We start from the raw sequence: 16,324 nt of genomic DNA on the forward strand, positions 1-16,324 counted from the left end.
CAGCCGCTCGCCCCGTCTCCCAGGAAGGAACGAACCCCCCATGGCCCCCCTGCACAGACGACTGGTGCGCCTCCTCGCGGCCACCGCACTGACGCTCACCGCCTGTGTCACCTCCTCGGTCGGCACGACCGCCGAGGCCGCGCCGGGCAGCCCCGCGCTCACCCCGCCGCTGGGCTGGAACAGCTGGAACAGCTTCGGATGCGGGATCACCGAGGCCCAGGTACGCCAGGCCGCCGACGCGATGGTGTCCTCGGGCATGCGCGATGCCGGCTACCAGTACGTCGTCGTCGACGACTGCTGGTTCGACCCGCAGCGCGACGCGGCCGGCAACCTGCGGGCCAACCCGACCAAGTTCCCCAGCGGCATGAAGGCGCTCGGGGACTACATCCACAGCAAGGGCCTGAAGTTCGGCATCTACCAGGCGCCCAACGAAAAGACCTGCGCGCAGGGCGTGGGCACCTACCCCGGCTCCACCGGCAGCAAGGGCCACGAGGTCCAGGACGCCAACACCTTCGCCTCATGGGGCGTGGACTACCTCAAGTACGACTGGTGCTCAGGCAGCGGCACCCTCAGCGAGCAGGTCGCGCAGTTCACGCTCATGCGCGACGCCCTGCGCGCCACCGGCCGCCCGATCGTCTACAGCATCAACCCCAACAGCTTCCACGCTCCCACCGGTGACAAGTTCAACTGGGGCGAGGTCGCCGACCTGTGGCGGACGACCGAGGACCTGCTCGACATCTGGCAGAACAACAACACCAACAGCTATCCGATGGGCGTCGGCAACGTCCTGGACATCACCGCGCCGCTGGCCGCTCAGTCGGGTCCGGGCCACTGGAACGATCCCGACATGCTCGTCGTCGGCCGTCCCGGCTTGTCCCTGACCGAGTCCCGCTCCCACTTCGCCCTGTGGTCGCTGCTCTCGGCCCCGCTCATGGCCGGCAACGACATCCGCACCATGTCCGCCGACGTGAGCGCGATCCTGCGCAACCCGCGTCTGCTGGCGGTGAACCAGGACTCCCTGGGCGCGGGCGGGCGACGGGTGCGCGACGACGGGGACACCGAGGTGTTCGCCAAGCCCCTGTCCGACGGCTCGGTCGCGGTCGGCCTGTTCAACCGGGGAGGGAGCACCACGACCATCACCGCCACGGCCGCCCAAGTCGGCCTCACCGGCGGACCGTTCACGCTCACCGACCTGTGGACCGGCGGCACGTCCAGCACCTCCGGCCAGATATCCGCGAGCGTCCCCGCACACGGTGTCGCCGTGTTCAGGATGACCGGCGGTAGCCCGCTGGCCGCCACCACCGCACGCCTGCGCGGTACCGGCTCCGGCCGCTGCCTGGACGTGGACAACGCCGCCACCGCGGCCGGGACGAAGACGCTGATCTGGGACTGCCACACCTCCGCCAACCAGCTGTGGACCAGCTGGGCCGGAGGCGAGATCCGCGTCTACGGCGACAAGTGCCTGGACGCCTCTGGGCAGGGCACCGCCAACGGCACACCGGTCGTCATCTGGCCCTGCAACGGCCAGAACAACCAGAAGTGGACCATGCAGGCCGACGGTTCGGTCCGCAACGTCCACGCCGGGCTGTGCCTCGACGTCAACGGGGCCGGCACCGCCAACGGGACACCGGTCATCCTGTGGACCTGCAACGGCCAGAACAACCAGAAGTGGACCACGCTCCGGTAACCCCGCACCCCGCGCCACCCCTTGCACCACGCAGCACGACATCCGACCGGAAGGAGGGCAGTCCCCCCGCAGGCAGTTGGCTGCGGGGGGACTGCCCTCCTGCGCCGGGACCGGGACTTCGCGCCCGTCGCCGACCCCCGCCGATCGGAGGGGGTCGGTCGGCCGTGACTGAGGCAGGTTGTCCTGCCGGAGTCTGAGCCCGGAGGGGGCTCAGACCCCGGGCGCGGGGTTCATCCGGCGGTCAGAGCGGTCCACTTCTGGTTGTTCTGGCCGTTGCAGTCCCACAGCACGAGCTGTGTGCCGTCGGTCGTGGAAGAGCCCGGGACATCGAGGCAGCGACCGGAGGCGGGGTTGCGGTAGCCGCCGTTGTAGGGCTGCCAGACCTGGTTGGCGCCACCGTGGCAGGACCAGATCTGCACCTTGGTGCCGTTGGCGGTGCTGCCGCCGGCGGCGTCGAGGCACTTGCCCATGGAGCGCAGGGTGCCGTCGGTGTAGAGCGACCAGATCTGGTTGGGGCCGCCGCTGCAGCCCCAGGTCTGGACGGTGGTCCCGTCGGCGGTGCCGGCGCCGTTGACGTCCATGCACTTGCCGGCGATGCCGGACCGCACGGGGGCGGGGGCGGGGGCGGGGTTCTTCAGCCACCCGGCGCTGTCCGCGGCCTGGACCCCGCGGCGGAAGGCCTCGGCCATCTTCTCGTAGCCCGAGTCGTTGGGATGCAGGGGATCGGCCAGGTCGGCCGTGGTCAGGCTGCTCATGTCGACGAACGCGACCCGCTTGCCCGCGGCTTGGGCGTCGCTGACGATGCGGCGGACGGCCTGGTTGTACGTGCCCCGCCACTGCTCCTCCGAGCTGCTGGTGGACACGACCAGGGAGGCGACGAGGACGGTCGCGTCGGGGACGTCGGCGGTGATCTGGCTGACCAGCGACCTCAGCCGGGCGATGGCGGTGTCGACCTCCGAGGCTCCTTGGAGGTCGTTGGTACCGATGTGCAACGTCACGACGTTGGGCCGGTAGCGGGTCAGCGAGGCGTCGGCGAGTGCGGCGATCTGGTCGATGCGGTACCCGGAGTGGCCCTCGTTGTCGGGGTCGGACATCGAACCGCCCCGCACCGTGCCCACGAAGTCCAGCGGATGACCGTCCGCCGCGAGCTTGTTCCACAACGGCCCCCGGTAGCCGTTGCCCGTGCTGCTTCCCACACCCCACGTGATGGAGTCACCCAACGGCATCACCCGCAATGGCGTGTCGGAGGCGGCGGAGGCAGGGGCCACCCCTGCCGCTGTCACCCCGAGCGTGGCGGCGACGAGCGTGATCAGGGGAAGAACCCAGGACTTTCTCATGCGGTGCTCTCTCTTTCGTGAGTGATTACTGATCGGCGGGGCTGATCGGCGCACGGCCGTACCAGGGTGTGATGCGCGACTACGCCCCCTCGGCTGCCGGCTGCCGGCTGCGGCGTCAGGCGGGGTCTCCGCACTGCACGCCGCGTCCGTGGGTGGAGACGTGGACCCGGCTGTACACGCGTGGGTCACCGGTGATGGCGGCTCCGGTCCAGTGGTGCCGTGGTGTCCCGTCCGGCCTGTCCCGGCCGTCAGAGGCATCAATTGCCACTGCCGTTCTTGTCGAGGAGCTCCTGGTACCAGGCACGCAGCTTGTCGCCGCCGGAGGACTTCCAGGTGGCGATGGCGTCCTGCACGTCGGACAGCTTCTTGTGACCCCGTACGTAGTCGAGTTCGAGCTGCTCGAACTGGCTCCGGAGGTTGGCGTAGCGGCTCGGCTCGACGATGTTCATGCCGTACGTGGACGTCTTCTTCATGAAGACGCCCATCCGCTGCTGCCACTCGACCTGCTTGCGGGCCACGTCCGGGAAGTCCGGGTGGGCGAAGTACGGAGCCGGCGCCGCCAGCGACGACCAGGCGTTGACCACTTCGGAGTTGCCCCGGTCGTTCTTGACCGGGACGCCGTCGTCGATCGTGTAGTGGGTGCCCTCGACGCCGTAGTCGACGAGCATCCGCTCCTTGGTTCCGTAGGGCGCGGCCGCGAAGTTGGCGGCGGCCAGCGCGTTCTCGACCGTCTCCTTCGAGGCGCCCTTGCGGATCAGCGACCAGATGCCGGCGGGCTGGCCGGCGTACAGCGTCGGGTCGCCGCCGTCGGCACCGAAGTAGTCCATGCCCTCGATCTGGAAGTCCGGGTTGGACTGGGCCTGTTCGGCGGTTTTGGTGTACCAGGCGGACATGTCGCTGTTGAAGACCAGGATCTGTCCGGCGGTGAATCGCTGGCTCGGGTCGCCGGAGCGCGCCTTGTCGTCGGGGTGGACCGCACCGGCGGCGAACAGCTTGCGGACCCACTCCAGGGCTTCGAGGAACTCGGGGTGCTCGACGCGGTAGGTCACCTTGCCGTCGTCCTCGATGTTCCAGCCGAGCGTCCCTGCGGGGCGGACGCCGAAGAACGCCTGTGCGCTCCAGCTCATGTCACCGCAGGCGTACACCTTGGCCTTGGCGCTGGTGACGTCCTTGGCCCAACCGAGGAACTCGTCGGCCGACTTGGGGACGGACCAACCGTTCTTGTCGAAGATGTCCTTGCGGTAGTACGGCACGATGAAGGTCGTGGGAGCGGCGGGCATCGGGATGCCGCGCAGCGCGCCGCCGAAGATGCTCATGCGCCAGGCGTCGGACGGGATCGCGGCCAGGTTCGGGTACTTCTTGACCTTGTCACCCGCCAGATACGGGCCGAGGTCCATGAACTTGGCGGTGACCGCGTTCGGGATCTTGCCGCCCAGCTCCCAGCCCGGCACGACCACCATGTCGGGTATGGAACTGGAGGCGAGGACGGCGCCGAGCTTCTCGCCGTAGGTGTTGCCGTCCTGGTTCTGCCAGGTGATCTTGGTGCCCGCCGCGGTGTCGAGAGCCGTGTAATAGGGGTTCCGGGGCTTCGGCGGGGCGCCCCAGAGCGGGGACATGATCTTGAAGGGGGCGCCGGTGCCGAGCTTCTCCGGGACGGAGGCCTTCAGCGCCGCGAGGTCGACCTTGCCGGTGTACCCGGCCGCCGAACCGTTCTTCGACGGCAGGTCCGGATCGGCGAACGTGCTGGCCACATAGGTCGGGAGCAGCTTGTCGGCGGCCTTGCCCGACGTGGCCCCCTCGCGCGCCCCGCTCTCCGAACCGCCGCACGCGGCGAGCAGCGGCATCCCCCCGGCCACCGCCGCTGTGGCGATCGCCGTGGAGGCGAGGAAGCTTCTCCGGCTGGGTCCTGAGGAGGCCGAGGAGGCAGAGGAGGCGGAGGAGGCGTTCGGCGTCATTGCGTCAACCCTTCATGGCACACCTGGACACCCGGCGGCGGGCCGTCGGCTGCGGTGTCGGGACCGGAACTGGCCGAGCTGAGGGAAAACATCCCATTACTGCGATGCGTCACGTAATCGAAGCGCTTCGATACCGCTGCGAGGTTAAGTGAAGGCATGCGGGCGCACAAGGGTCGGTTCACAAGATTCCACCGAGCCACAGGAAAGGACTCACCACATGCCGTGTCGGACTCAACGACGCGGGTCCTTTGACGTCCCCTACTACTCCGACGAGCATCGAAGCGCTTCGAGGGACCTCTCTCCCCCACCTCACGGGAATCCCAGACGCCGGAACCCACGCCGCACAGACCAACGCCGTTCCGCGTACTCGGCTGCCGTTCGCGAGGCGCGTCGACGCTCCTCTGCCGCGGCTCATTCTGCGACGAAGAGATGGGATGACTGGTCAGTGCACTCCCGCGGTCGAGCGCCCGGGCATCGCGACCCGGCACACCGGCCAGAAGGCCCGGCACGAGTATCGCGAACGCTCTGCGGCCGACTCCGCGTCTCGGGTGCGGCCCGCGCCGTCGACATCGGCGACTGCGCCCGCCAACTCGACCGAGTACGCCGATCCGCACGGTTCGCGGCGCTCACGGCGCACCGCTCGCGGCCGGGGACCTGATCGCGCTTCTTCGGAGGCGTCTCATCTCATCGGAGTGTCAGGCCTCATGGGATGCGTCGGGTCTCATCACACGCGTCGGGTCTCATCGGACGCGTCAGGTCTCATCGGACGCGTCGGGCGATCCCGGTCGCCCTGCCCAACAGCCGTTCCAGCGGCCCCCGCTGGATGAAGCGGGACCGCCTGCCGACTGGTGGGTGCCGGCCCGCCGTGGGGCTGGAGGTGCCGCTCGCCGGGCCGTGGGGGCTCCGCATGGCTTCAGGGTCGAAACGGCCTGGGCCGGACGGCGTGAACCAAGGCGAGGCGGAGCGCGTGATCCGGGTGGTGGCGGCGGACCACGACTGAGGCCCGGACGCCGCGCCGGTGTTCCGGGGCGGCGTCCGGGCAGGCCAAGAACGCGTGCTCGGGAGGACAGCGCGCGTTCTTCGGCGACCGGTGATGCCGCGCGATAAGCGCACCATGCGGGTCAGTGCGACGTCTCGGCCATGTCGCAGGTGTGGCACACCACCCTGCGTGCCGGGATACGGCCGGACGAAGCACCCATACCGAGCTGGCGGGTGACCTTCACCTGACGGACGCGGGCGTGGTTCTCGCAAGCGGCCAAGCCGCAGCGCGAGCACACGCCGATGCCGGTGATGTCGTTGCGCGCCTCCTGGAGGCAGTCGTAGCACCTCATGTCCAACTCCGATGTCAGTAAGGGACAGGTGCGGCAGCCGGCCAACATGCACAAACCCGACCAGGTCACGCACACCTACTCAAGGAGCTTGAAAGTAGGCCGCTAGTTTAGACTTTGTCAAGACTGAGACTCGATCGCGCCGTGAGAGATGCGCGCTCGCGCCGACCGACGACAGCGGAGCGGTCGGGGCTCCCGCCCGGATCAGAATGCCGGCGCAGCCTGTTCCTTCTTCGGCCCCTGAGCGCGCGCCTTGAGCAGCGCGTCCTGCAGGCGGTTGTGGGACATGGCCAGGCAGGCGCGCACCGCGCCGCGTGCCACCGAGAGTCCCAGAACCTGGGAGACGGTCGTGATCCGCGGCACGGCCGGCAGGCTGCGGTCGAGTCGCTCGCGCACATCGGGGAGCACCTCGTCCACCAAGGGGCGCAACCGGCCGACGAAGTAGACGGATTCGGGATCGAGGGTCACGGCGACGATGCTCACGGCGGTCGCGACGGCCGTCGTGAACGGCTTGAGCATCTCCGCACGGGCGCGAGGGTCCTGAGATGTGAGCCACAGGTCCTCGACGCGCTCGGCGTCCAGCCCGTGTTCACGAGCGAGCCTGGCAAGCCCCGCGGTGCTCAGCAGCCCGTCCAGGGTGCGGTCGCCGACGTTCGCCGGCAGGGATCCGATGTCGCCGAACGCGGGAGTACGTCCCCGAGCCAGTTCGCGGTCGCTGCAGGAGGCGAAGCTCAGCGTGCTGCTGACGCTGAACAGGGCGGCGTTGCGGATGCCCGGCTCGTCCCCGAGTACCTGCAGCAAGGACGCGTTCGCGTCGCTGTCGAAGGTCACCGGAGCACCGAGGAGCGTTTCGAGGGTTCGGTGGAGGTCTCTGCCGGAGAAGATCCTCATCGGATCGGCAGGCCGGAACACCTCGGCGCCGTCGCGGACATGGGCGGGCAGTGCGACGACGACCTGACGCAGTGGCCCTCGGGCGGATGCGCTGGTCCGCGTGATCAGGTCGACCAGCCACCGGCCGGCAGCGGGGACGTCGTGGTGCTCGACCGTCGGAACGATCACCTGTCCGATCTCACGGCCGCGCAGGTCGGTCACCAGCACGCCGGTGGTCAGGGCGCCGAAGCCGACGCCCACGACGTGTCCGGCCGTCTCGGGCACATCGAGGTACGTCGACGGACGGCCACGCCCGGCGACGGCGTCGACTCCCCCGTCCACGACGAACCCGTCGGAGCGCAGTTCCTCGACGGCCCGCGACACCGTCGCCTTGCTCAACCCCGTGAGCTCCATGAGTCTGTTCCGGGTCAACGGCGCATGGGAGAGAACCACGTCGAGGACACTTGCCTTGTTGTAGTCGCGTGGTGTGGGGTTGATGCTGCTCACCTCATGACCTTAGCGAGACCGCACGCAGCCCGACCCGGTGGCCTCCGCGGATTCGCCGAGCACCGAGGCGGGGTTCGTGCGGTGCGGTTGCCGGTGGGCGATCTCGTCGAGTGCGGCCAGGAAGGCCGCGCCGGACGCCGAGGAGTGCCCTCTCGCCGGCGCCGCTCAAGGCGTGTCATCACGGGTGCTCAGCAAGCGGGCCACGACCTCCTCCATGGCGACGGCCATGGCCCGCTCCACGTTGACCCAGTCGTCCCTGGCGTGCTCCAGCAGGTAGTCGCGACGCTCCGGCACTCGCTCCGCGCGCCAATGGGTGACCAGCGCGCGAAGTGTGAGGCGTGCCAGCGCGGCAACCGGCAGAAGCGGGAGTTCGGTGTCCTTGATCGGCCGGGCCCGCTCGTACCCCGCGACGAAGCTGCATGCCTCACGCCATGGATCCACCGGCGTCCGGCCGAGAAGGTTCGCGAGAGACACAGCGGGATCGAAGATCAACGCGCTGCGCATGCTGTCACCGAAGTCGATGACGCCCGTGACGAAACCGTCTGCCCGCGGATCGACCAGGACGTTGTAGGGGCTGTAGTCACCATGGATCACCTGGGTCTCCAGGTCACCCAGCCTCGGCACCACGGCCTCGCGGAAAAGGCGGAACACCTCTCGTGCCAGCCGACGGTGCGCGGTGGCGGGCGTGTACTCGATGAGCTCGCGCAGCTGGTCGAAGTGTCGCAGGTCCCACACCAGGCGCCGCTCGTCCGCCGGGTGCCTGAACGACCGCAGAGCCAGATCCACTCGCCCGAGCATCTGCCCGGCCATGGCGAGTTGGTGCGGTTCTGGGTCCGTCCGCGCGAGGACGGCACCTTCGACGAAGTCGAAGACGCGCAGCACGCGGACTCGGCCGTCCCTCATCTGGATCGGTACGTCGTCGCCGCCTTCGGCGGTCTGCTTGACCCGCTGGACGGGGAGCTGAGGTGCTTCCGTTTCGAGGTGGCGCATCACAGCCGTCTGCAGAGCTACGACCGCCACCGCCTCGTCGGGCGGGGAAACCTTGACGAGGTGGTCGGCCGTGCCGGTCCGCAGTCGGAACGTGTCGTCCTTCTCGGTGGCCAGCCGCTCAAGATGTCCGCTCAGCCGGTAGTGCCGGGCGAGAAGGGCGTCGACCGAGTTCGTCTCGATGGGCTCGTGGGACGATGCCAGGCCGCTCTCCTCGAACAACTGCTGGACGGCACGTGCGGGGGGCGAGGTGTTCACCGTTCGGTCCCTTCGGCTTGCGGCCCGCTACAGGCGCGTCTCGGCGATCTCCGCGAACGTTTCGAGGAATCGCGTCACGTCGGTCGAGTCGAAGGCCAGCGGCGGCCGGATCTTGAGCACATTGACTGCTTCCCCGGTGCCGCTGATGAGGACGCGGCGCTCGCGCATGTCGTTGATGACGCGGTCGGCGCGGACCCGATCGGGCTCCAGCGACTCCCGGTCCTTCACGATCTCGATGCCCACGTACAGACCGCTGCCGCGGACCTCCGCGACGTGGGGAGACTCGCGAGTGATCTCCTCAAGGCCGGCTCGAAGCGTCCTGCCGTTGTCGAGGACTCGCTGCCGCACGTTCTCCGCTTCGAAGACGTCCAGGACCGCGGCGCCGGCCGCAACCGCGATCGAACTTCCCGCGAAGGTGTTGAAGTAACGAACGTTCCGCCCGAACTCGTCGCACACCTCGGGCCTGAACACCACGCCGGAGATCGGCATGCCGTTGCCCATGGGCTTGCCCATCGTGACGATGTCCGGAAGCACCCCATGGCGGCTGAACCCCCACATCGACTCTCCGAGCCGGGCGAATCCCGACTGGACCTCGTCGGCGATGTACACGCCGCCCGCGGCGTGCACCTCCTCGACCATGTCACGCAGGTAACCGACGGGATCGGTGTAAATGCCGTCGCTGGAGTGCGCGCAGTCGGTGATCAGCGCCGCGAGCCGGTAGCCGTGGCGTTCGAGGTCGTCGATCGCGCCGCGCACCTGGCTTCGCATGTGGTCGGCAAGGGATGAGCCGGGCGGGACGAGTCGCGGATCAGGAGCATCGATGAGCCGCACGTTCGGCCCCAGCGGTGACCCGGTGCCGAGCGACGGCGAGAAGCTCGCGACCTCGCGAGTGAGACCGTGGTAGGCCCAGCGGGACACCACGATTCCCTCGCCGCCGGTGTGGAAGCGAGCCACGCGCATGGCCAGGTCGTTCGCCTCCGACCCGCTGCACGCGAAGCTGACCTTCGCCAGGTCTTCGGGCATGGTCGCGAGAAGGCGCTCGGCGTAGTCGACGAGTGATTCCTGCACGTAGCGCGTGTTGGTGTTGACCGCCGCCAGCTGGCGGGACACGGCCTCGACCACGTGAGGGTGCGCGTGGCCGACACACGGCACGTTGTTGTAGGCGTCGAGGTAGTCGTTGCCCTCCCGGTCGAACAGATGGGCGCCGCGGCCCGAGACGAACTCGACCGGCTCCCGGTAGTTCAGCGCGTAACCGGGGCCCAGCACGTCGTTTCGCCGCTTGACGGTGGACCGCAGTCGCTCAGGCAGTCCGCCGAGGTCTGCGGGGTCGAATCTGTTGGGGTAGTTGGCCAGGGCTCGGCCCAGTGCGGACGTCATCAGCGGATCCCCTTCCTTCGTGGCGGGCGTCTCGTCGCGACTTCTGAGCGCGACCGACTGCATTTGTTTCAGTTCCAGCCTGAAACTTATCCGGCGAGTGCGGGCGGGGCAACCCCCGCCGAGGGTGGAACATGCTTGGACGGTCATCGGCGCGGTGCTGCTCTCGGCTGCGCCACCGCCTGTTCTCGCCCGCGGTGGAGTGCGAGGGGGCCCGGCAGGGCGGTGGTCCGGGAGGAAGAGGGCCACAGCTGTACCTGGCACGGCCGGCATTGCCCGCACAGCCGGCATTGCCCGCACGGTCCGCGATGCCTCGGAACCCGTCGCACTCGCCGGCCACGCACGCTCCGGACTCCTGCCCAGCTGCTGCTGTACGCCCCGCCCCCTGCCGTCGCTGACCAGGCACTGCGAGGCAGGCTCACGCGGCGGGAACTGCTGGGCTGGAGTCCGCCTTGCTCAGGTGTTGAAGCCGGGCATCGACAGGTACTTGAGCTGCTGGTACTCGTGGAGGCCCTCGGGTCCTCCCTCGCGGCCCAGACCCGACTGCTTGATCCCGCCGAAGGGCGCCGCGACCTCCGAGACCAGGCCGCGGTTGATGCCGACCATGCCGGCCTGCAGACGGGCGGCGACCCGACGTGCGCGGTCGATGTGGGACGTCATCACGTACGACGCGAGCCCGTGTTCGGTGTTGTTGGCAACGGCGATGGCCTCGGCCTCCGTGGAGAACCGGTGGATTGCGGCGACAGGCCCGAAGACCTCCTCGTGCATGATCGCGGCGTCGGCCGGCACGTGGTCCAGCACGGTCGGGGCGGCGAAGTGGCCCGGCCCTTCGGGGATGTCCGCCTTGCCGATGACGACCGCACCATGGGCCACGGCGTCCTCGACGAGGTGGCGAACCTTGTCCACCGCACGGTGGTCGGCCAGCGGACCGAGCTCGGTGTCCTCCAGCTCCGGGGAGCCCACCCGAATGGCGGCCATGCGTTCGGCCAGCGCTGCGGCGAACGCGTCGGCGATGCCCTCCTGGACCAGGAACCGGTTGGCGCCGACACAGGACTGGCCGCCCAGCCGCATCTTCGCGATCATCGCTTCGCGGACCGCGAGGTCGAGGTCGGCGTCGTCGAAGACCAGGAACGGCGCGTTGCCGCCCAGTTCCATCGAGGTGCGCAGCACCCGGGCACCGCTCTGCTGAAGCAGCAGCCTGCCGACCGGCGTGGATCCGGTGAAGGACAGCTTGCGCAGCCGAGGGTCGGCCAGCAGAGCACCGGTGACCGCTGCAGCGTCGCTGCTGGTGATCACGGTCAGGACACCCGCGGGCACACCGGCGTCGCGTGCCAGCTCGCCCAGCACCAGGGAGGACAGCGGGGTGAGCGCGGCCGGTTTGAGCACGGCGGTGCAGCCGGCGGCCAGGGCGGCGGCGACCTTGCGGGCCGCCATCGCCAGCGGCACGTTCCACGGAGTGATCAGCAGGCAGGGCCCGACCGGTTCGGCGACGGTGATGATGTGGCTCATGCCGTCCGGGGAGGGTGTGCTGCGTGCATGGGGGCGGACCGCCTCCTCGGCGTACCAGCGGAAGTAGGCCGCCGCGTAGTCGACCTCGCCCCGGGCTTCGGTGATCGTCTTGCCGATCTCCAACGTGATGATCCGGGCCAGACGCTCTCGGTTTTCGGTCAGGGCGTCGGTGATCCGATGCAGGACGGTCGCCCGGCCCCGCGGGCTGGTGAGGGCCCACTGGTCGGCGGCCGCGGCCGCCGCGTCCAGTGCTGTGAGCGCGTCTTGCGCACCGCAGTCCGCGACGGTGGCGATGACTTCCTCGGTCGCGGGGTTGCGCACCTCGAAGGTGCGACCGTCGGCGGCGGGTTGCCAGTCACGGGCGAGGAAGCCACGCGGGACGGATTCCAGAGCTGCCGACTCCCCCGGGGGGACGGTGAGCGTGTCAGTCATGCGCGTGCCTCTTTCGCTGATCGCAGGACGGGGTGGTGAAGGAGCACGATCCGTGGATGGTCATACGGCCTCGCCTCCGGGGTTGGCGACGCCGACGGTGTTCTCGACCGACAGCAGGGAGTCCTGTCGTCCGGAGCCGAGCCAGCGCACCAGGGCCACGAGGCCGAGAGCGAGGATCGCGAAGGCGATGAGGATGGCGCTGACCGCGGTGACACTGGGGTCGATCTCGAAGGTGAGGGAGTTGTAGACCTGCACGGGCAGGGTGACGGTGTCGACGGAGGAGAGGAACTGGGAGATGTAGAACTCGTCGAAGCTGGTGATGAAGGAGAAGATCGCCGCGGCGATCATTCCTGGCGCGGCCAGGGGGAAGGTGATGCGCCGGGCGATGGTGAGGCGGCCGGCGCCCATGCTGGCGGCGGCGTCTTCGAGGCGTTCGTCGATGCCGCGCAGGGTCGCGATCAGGATCAGTACCGCGATCGGTGCGGCGAGCACGGTGTGGCCGAGGGCGATGGCGATCGGGCTGCCCAGCATCGCCGCCGGTTCGAACAGCAGGAACAGGCCGAGTGCGGTGACGATCTGGGGGATCACCAGGGGGCCGAGGACCAGGGCGAAGACCGCCGAGCGCAGCGGGAGTTCGCTGCGGACCAGCGCGGTGGCCGCGGTCACGCCGATGATCAGGGAGAAGACGGTGCTCAGGGCGGCGACCAGGGCGGACAGGGAGAGCGCGGCGGGCCATTTGCTGCCGTCGGCGAACAGGGCCTTGTACCAGTTCAGCGTCCACGTCTCCGGGGGGAAGGAGGCGAAGGCGTTGTTGCTGAAGGAGGTGACGAGGATGACCACGATCGGCAGCGCCAGGAACAGCAGGATCACGGTGGCGACGGCCGTGAGGGCGATGCGTCCGGCGAGGGACTTGCGCAGCTCCATCATGTGGCGCTCCTCTTCTTACGGCTGGCGCCCAGCGAGCTGACGGCCTTGACCAGGAGCAGTCCGGCCAGGGTGAGGACCAGCAGGATCACGCCCTGGGCGGCCGCCCCGTTCCACTGGTTCTCCTTGGTGACCTGCTGGTTGATGAGGGTGGCGATCATCGTCTGGTTGGGGCCGCCCATCAGGGCGGGGGTGATGTAGTAGCCCAGCGAGAGGATGAAGCTGAGCAGTCCGGCACTGGCCAGGCCGGGGGCGACCAGCGGCAGGTAGATGCGGCGGAAGATGGTCACCTTGCCCGCGCCCATGCTGGAAGCGGCCGCCAGCAGGCGGCGGTCCACCCCGCGCATCACCCCGTACAGCAGCAGCACCGTGTAGGGCAGCATCATCGACGTGGTGCCGATGACGACGCCGAGTTCGTTGTAGAGCAGCTGGAACGGCGTGCCGGGGACCGACATCGCGGTGAGGGTCTCGTTCACCAGGCCCTTGTCACCGAGCATGATGATCCAGCCATAGGTGCGCACCAGGGCGCTGACGAAGTGCGGGACGACCACGACCAGCATCGCCAGACCGGCCAGGATGGGCTTGAGCCGGGAGATCGCCTGGGCCAGCACGAAGCCGAACACCAGGCTGAGTACGGCTGTTTCGGCGGAGATCCGCAGGGTGGTGATCAGGACGGAGAGGTTGACGCCGGTCAGGGCGTCGGCGTACCAGTGCAGGGTGAAGGAGCCGTCGGCATCCTTCAGGCTCAGCAGCAGCGTGGAGAAGATCGGGTAGACGAACAGCACCAGCAGGTAGACGACGACCGGCAGCGCGTAGAAGATCCCGACCCGGGTCCGGCGTGATGCGAGGAGCTTGCGCGGGCGGGCGGGGGCCCCCGCGGTGAGGGTGGCGGCCATGGCTCACCCCGCCTTTTCTTCGGGGAAGAGGTTGACGTCGTCGGGGTCGACGGTGATCCCGACCCGCTCCCCGGCCACCGGGCCACGCCCTGCCGGTACCTCCAGGCGCAGCAGCGGCGCCTGACCGCCGTCGATGCGCACCCCGGCACGCACCAGGGTGCCCACGTAGGTGGCGGTTTCCACCGTGCCGGTACAAAATCCGTCGTCAGCGGCACACGCCCGCAGCCGGCCCGGCTGCACCGCGACCTTCACCTGCGCGCCGGAAGGCAGCTGGTGGCGGCGCGCCTTGACCAGGCCGCCATTGCTGTCCAGACGCACGAGGGTGTGTTCGTCGGTGTGCTTGTCGATGCGGCCGGGCAGGAAGTTGGCCGCGCCGAGGAAGTCCGCCACGAACGGCGTCCTGGGCCGCTCGAACAGCTCGCGGGGGGTATCGAACTGCTCGATCAGGCCGTTGCGCATCACCGCGATGCGGTCCGACATGACCAGCGCCTCTTCCTGATCATGCGTCACATAGATGACGGTCAGGCCGAGTTCCTGCTGGATGGTCTTGATCTCGACCTGCAGCTGGTCGCGGAGCTTCTTGTCCAGGGCGCCGAGGGGTTCGTCCATGAGGATGACCGGCGGGCGGTAGACCAGCGCCCGGCACAGGGCGACACGCTGCTGCTGACCACCGGACAGCTCACGCGGCTTACGCCCACCGAAACGCGACAGGCCCGCGATCTCCAGCGTCTCCCCCACCCGGCGGCGGATCTCGTCCTTGCCCACTCCCCTCAGGGTGAGCGGGAAGGCGACGTTCTCGGCGACCGTCATGTGCGGGAAGAGCAGGTACTGCTGGAAGACGAAACCGAGGTTGCGCTTTTGCGGGGCGAGCCGGGTCACATCACGGTCCCCGACGGTGATGGTGCCGGAGTCGGGTTCGCAGAACCCGGCGATCATCATCAACGTCGTCGTCTTGCCCGACCCCGAAGAGCCCAGGAACGTCACGAACTCCCCGGCCGCGATCTCCATCGACGCCTCGTCGACAGCGACCACATCCCCGTAGGTCTTGCGCAGGGCCACCACCGACAGCGACTTGCCGGTCGCGGTGGCCGGCTTGCTGCCGGCCACCTTGACGGACGGTGCGGCGACACCGAAATCAGCCACGAGCCCACTCCAACCAGCGCTTGGTGACGGCCGATTCGTTCTTCAGCCACCAGTCGATGTCCGTGTCGAAACCCTTGTCGTAGTACTTCGGCGCACCCGCGGACGCGTTCCGCTGCTCCTCGGTGAGCTTCTCGTAGGCCACGGGAGACGACGGGTTCGACGGGAAGAACTTGACCAGGTTGGCCTGGCTCTCCGCACGCAGCGAGAAGTCCATCAGCAGGTAGGCGGCATCCAGATTGGCCGCGCCCTTGGCGATGGCATAACCGGAGAACTGGCGGCGCATGCCGCTCAGCTGCCGGGTGACCGGGACGCCCTGCTTCTCCAGATCGGCCAGACGGCCGTCCCAGACGGTGGACATCGTCACTTCCTCGCGGCTCAGCAGCACACCCGGAAGCGGTCCGCTGTCCCAGAACTTCTTGATGTCGCCCCGCAACTGGGTCAGCACCTTGAACGCACGGTCCACATCCAGCGGATACAGCTTGTCGATCGGCACGCCGTCGGCCAGCAGCGCGAACTCAAGCTCCGGCAGGTCACCGTCCGGATGGACCATCGCCCGGGAGCCCTTGAACGCCTTGGTGTCCCAGAAGTCCGCCCACGACTGCGGCTTCTTGCCCCCGAAGGCATCCGTGCGGTACCCGATGCACTGACCGTAGAAGGCGTGGCCGATCGCATACTCAGTGATCTGGGCCTCGGGGATCTTCGCGCTCTTCACGCTCTTGATCCGGTCGAGGTCCAGCGCCTCCAACGCGTCCTGCTTGACGTACTTGGTGTGCGACATCATCGAGTTGTTGATGAAGTCACACTGCGGGCGGCCCTGCTTGATCTGCGCCAGCAGCGGAGCGTCGTCCAGGTTCAACACCTTCACCTGGATGCCGGTCTCCTGCGTGAACGGCGTGTAGATCGCCTTCTGCAGAGCCGCGCCATAGGAACCGCCGCTGTCACGGACGACCACCGTCTTGCCGCCCTTGCCACCGCTGCCCGCCCCGGACCGGCTGGTGCCGGTACCGCAGGCGGCGAGGGAGGGAAGAGCGGCGAGCGCGGCGAGGCCGCCTGCTCCGCGCAGGAGCGCTCTACGACCGATCTGGGCATCACTCATGGCGATACTCCTTCATCTGGG

The 16,324-nt window shown here is 68.8% G+C and carries 12 protein-coding genes; 1 reads left to right on the plus strand and 11 read right to left on the minus strand.

The genetic code is table 11. The annotated features are described in order from the left end of the window. Positions 1-40 precede the first annotated feature (40 nt). Positions 41-1,687, plus strand: a complete 1,647-nt coding sequence (locus ACFYNL_RS22870) for a glycoside hydrolase family 27 protein (RefSeq protein ID WP_388806440.1) — start codon at positions 41-43, stop codon at positions 1,685-1,687. 230 nt (positions 1,688-1,917) lie between these two features. Here the strand turns inward: ACFYNL_RS22870 and ACFYNL_RS22875 are convergent, their stop codons facing one another. The 11 genes from ACFYNL_RS22875 to ACFYNL_RS22925 all read right to left on the minus strand — a co-directional run bounded on the left by ACFYNL_RS22875 (position 1,918) and on the right by ACFYNL_RS22925 (position 16,303). Beyond that, positions 1,918-3,024 (minus strand): ricin-type beta-trefoil lectin domain protein, encoded by a 1,107-nt coding sequence (locus ACFYNL_RS22875; protein ID WP_388806442.1) that lies wholly within the window; start codon positions 3,022-3,024, stop codon positions 1,918-1,920. Between the two features lie 257 nt (positions 3,025-3,281). After that, the gene (locus ACFYNL_RS22880) at positions 3,282-4,979 is read right to left on the minus strand and encodes an extracellular solute-binding protein (RefSeq protein WP_388806443.1); all 1,698 of its coding nucleotides are present in this window, start codon (positions 4,977-4,979) and stop codon (positions 3,282-3,284) included. Between the two features lie 1,121 nt (positions 4,980-6,100). Continuing rightward, the gene (locus ACFYNL_RS22885; RefSeq protein WP_388806445.1) at positions 6,101-6,310 is read right to left on the minus strand and encodes a DUF2180 family protein; all 210 of its coding nucleotides are present in this window, start codon (positions 6,308-6,310) and stop codon (positions 6,101-6,103) included. Positions 6,311-6,511: 201 nt separating this feature from the next. Beyond that, positions 6,512-7,684, minus strand: coding sequence for an ROK family protein (locus ACFYNL_RS22890; RefSeq protein ID WP_388806446.1), 1,173 nt, complete (start codon positions 7,682-7,684; stop codon positions 6,512-6,514). A gap of 165 nt (positions 7,685-7,849) precedes the next feature. Further along, the gene (locus ACFYNL_RS22895; RefSeq protein ID WP_388806448.1) at positions 7,850-8,929 is read right to left on the minus strand and encodes a phosphotransferase; all 1,080 of its coding nucleotides are present in this window, start codon (positions 8,927-8,929) and stop codon (positions 7,850-7,852) included. Positions 8,930-8,956: 27 nt separating this feature from the next. Further along, positions 8,957-10,453, minus strand: a complete 1,497-nt coding sequence (locus ACFYNL_RS22900; RefSeq protein ID WP_388806450.1) for an aspartate aminotransferase family protein — start codon at positions 10,451-10,453, stop codon at positions 8,957-8,959. A 306-nt stretch (positions 10,454-10,759) separates the two neighbouring features. After that, a complete protein-coding gene (locus tag ACFYNL_RS22905; RefSeq protein ID WP_388806452.1) occupies positions 10,760-12,244 on the minus strand; it encodes an NAD-dependent succinate-semialdehyde dehydrogenase in 1,485 nt (494 codons plus the stop codon). A gap of 60 nt (positions 12,245-12,304) precedes the next feature. After that, positions 12,305-13,171 carry an ABC transporter permease gene (locus ACFYNL_RS22910; RefSeq protein WP_388806453.1) on the minus strand — a complete coding sequence of 289 codons (867 nt, stop codon included), beginning with the start codon at positions 13,169-13,171 and terminating at the stop codon, positions 12,305-12,307. After that, a complete protein-coding gene (locus ACFYNL_RS22915) occupies positions 13,168-14,064 on the minus strand; it encodes an ABC transporter permease (RefSeq protein WP_388806455.1) in 897 nt (298 codons plus the stop codon). Before ACFYNL_RS22915 ends, ACFYNL_RS22910 begins: the two co-directional genes overlap by 4 nt. A 3-nt stretch (positions 14,065-14,067) precedes the next feature. Beyond that, positions 14,068-15,207 carry an ABC transporter ATP-binding protein gene (locus ACFYNL_RS22920; protein WP_388806457.1) on the minus strand — a complete coding sequence of 380 codons (1,140 nt, stop codon included), beginning with the start codon at positions 15,205-15,207 and terminating at the stop codon, positions 14,068-14,070. Then, positions 15,200-16,303, minus strand: coding sequence for an ABC transporter substrate-binding protein (locus ACFYNL_RS22925; RefSeq protein WP_388806459.1), 1,104 nt, complete (start codon positions 16,301-16,303; stop codon positions 15,200-15,202). Before ACFYNL_RS22925 ends, ACFYNL_RS22920 begins: the two co-directional genes overlap by 8 nt. Positions 16,304-16,324: the final 21 nt, after the last annotated feature.

It is taken from the genome of Streptomyces sp. NPDC007808, from assembly GCF_042868655.1.
Classification (GTDB): Bacteria; Actinomycetota; Actinomycetes; order Streptomycetales; family Streptomycetaceae; genus Streptomyces.

What these genes read in the sequence shown, in the direction of transcription:
- ACFYNL_RS22870 (WP_388806440.1), top strand. Translation starts at nt 41, where the DNA reads ATGGCCCCCCTGCACAGACGACTGGTGCGCCTCCTCGCGGCCACCGCA.
- ACFYNL_RS22875 (WP_388806442.1), bottom strand. Translation starts at nt 3,024, where the DNA reads ATGAGAAAGTCCTGGGTTCTTCCCCTGATCACGCTCGTCGCCGCCACG.
- ACFYNL_RS22880 (WP_388806443.1), bottom strand. Translation starts at nt 4,979, where the DNA reads ATGACGCCGAACGCCTCCTCCGCCTCCTCTGCCTCCTCGGCCTCCTCA.
- ACFYNL_RS22885 (WP_388806445.1), bottom strand. Translation starts at nt 6,310, where the DNA reads ATGAGGTGCTACGACTGCCTCCAGGAGGCGCGCAACGACATCACCGGC.
- ACFYNL_RS22900 (WP_388806450.1), bottom strand. Translation starts at nt 10,453, where the DNA reads ATGACCGTCCAAGCATGTTCCACCCTCGGCGGGGGTTGCCCCGCCCGC.
- ACFYNL_RS22905 (WP_388806452.1), bottom strand. Translation starts at nt 12,244, where the DNA reads ATGACTGACACGCTCACCGTCCCCCCGGGGGAGTCGGCAGCTCTGGAA.
- ACFYNL_RS22910 (WP_388806453.1), bottom strand. Translation starts at nt 13,171, where the DNA reads ATGATGGAGCTGCGCAAGTCCCTCGCCGGACGCATCGCCCTCACGGCC.
- ACFYNL_RS22915 (WP_388806455.1), bottom strand. Translation starts at nt 14,064, where the DNA reads ATGGCCGCCACCCTCACCGCGGGGGCCCCCGCCCGCCCGCGCAAGCTC.
- ACFYNL_RS22925 (WP_388806459.1), bottom strand. Translation starts at nt 16,303, where the DNA reads ATGAGTGATGCCCAGATCGGTCGTAGAGCGCTCCTGCGCGGAGCAGGC.